The sequence below is a fragment of the Phyllobacterium sp. P5_D12 genome, assembly GCF_054049495.1.
Map to the genome: position 1 here is coordinate 1 of NZ_JBFUMG010000871.1, position 1,313 is coordinate 1,313.

Sequence of the window (1,313 nt, forward strand, 5' to 3'; positions counted from 1 at the left end):
CCGCATAGGAAGCGATATAGCCGCCGATCATGGCGAATGCGCCGTGGGCGAGGTTGATCACCCGCATCAGGCCCATCGTCACCGACAGGCCAATCGAGATCACGAACAGGATCATCCCGTAGGCCAGGGCATCGACGCCAATGCTGAAGAACGTCTGCATCAGATCATTCCGGTTTTGGGACTACTTTGCAGCCGCCAATCCCGGATCCGGCTGCTTCTCAAACGTCTTGATCTCCTTGTTGAAGTAGACGCCATCGGCACCCTTCGATACTTCACGCAGATAGATGTTCTGGGTGATGTGGCGCGTTTCCGGATCGATCGAGACCGGACCGCGCGGGCTTTCCCAGGTGAGGCCTTTCACGGCATCGACCGCCTTCTGTGCATCCTGCTTGCCGCCGGTCGCCTCGATCATCTTGCTGATGACATACATGCCGTCATAGGCGCCGACCGAAGGGAACGATAGTTCGGCCGGGTTGCCGATTGCTTTTTGGGCGGCAGCGACAAATGCCTTGTTTTCCGGCGAATTATGYGCCAGCGAATAATGGAACGTCGTCAGGATGCCGAGGCCCGCATCGCCAATCGCCGGCAGATCGGATTCCTGTGTCAGGTCGCCCGGCGCGAGAAACTGGATACCCGCCTGCTTCAGGCCATTCTCGTTATAGGCCTTGACGAAACCAAGCGTGGTCGGGCCCGACGGCAGGAAGGCAAAAACCGCCTGTGCCCCGGAATTACGCACCCGCTGCATCACCGGGCTGAAATCATTGGTCGACAGCGGCATGCGGATGGATTCGACAACCTTACCGCCTTCTTTCTCGAATGTCGTCTTGAACGCGTTCTCCGCATCGACACCCGGGCCGTAATCGCTGACGACGGTGATTGCTTTCTCGACACCGCGTTCGCGCGCGATCTTCGCCATCGGCGCAGAGGTCTGCCATGTGGTGAAGGAAGTGCGGACAACCAGCGGGCTCTTGGTGACGATGGCCGACGTCGCCGCGTTCATGATGACCRTCGGAACATTCGCCTGCTTGAGCAGCGGCGTGACCGCCATGGCGTCCGGGGTGAAATAGAAGCCGGCGAGATATTGCACGCCTTCCTTGACCACCAGTTCCTGCGCCAATGCTTTCGCCTGGGCCGGGTCGGCCTGCGGCACATCCCGGTAGAGGATTTCAATCGTGTTCTCGCCGACCTTGTCACCATGGGTTGCAATGTAGGCGTCGATGCCCGCCTTGAAGTTTTTGCCTTGAATTGCGAACGGTCCCGAGAAGGGACCGACAACGCCGATCTTGATGACTTCGGCATAGGCACTTGCACTC

The 1,313-nt window shown here is 59.0% G+C and carries 2 protein-coding genes; both read right to left on the reverse strand.

The window, feature by feature from the left end:
- Window positions 1-160 (reverse strand): ABC transporter permease subunit (locus ACXJ5O_RS27200; protein WP_457302630.1); only part of this gene is annotated, 160 nt, incomplete at its 3' end.
- Window positions 161-181: 21 nt separating this feature from the next.
- A partial coding sequence (locus ACXJ5O_RS27205) for an ABC transporter substrate-binding protein (protein WP_457302629.1) occupies window positions 182-1,313 on the reverse strand: 1,132 nt, incomplete at its 5' end.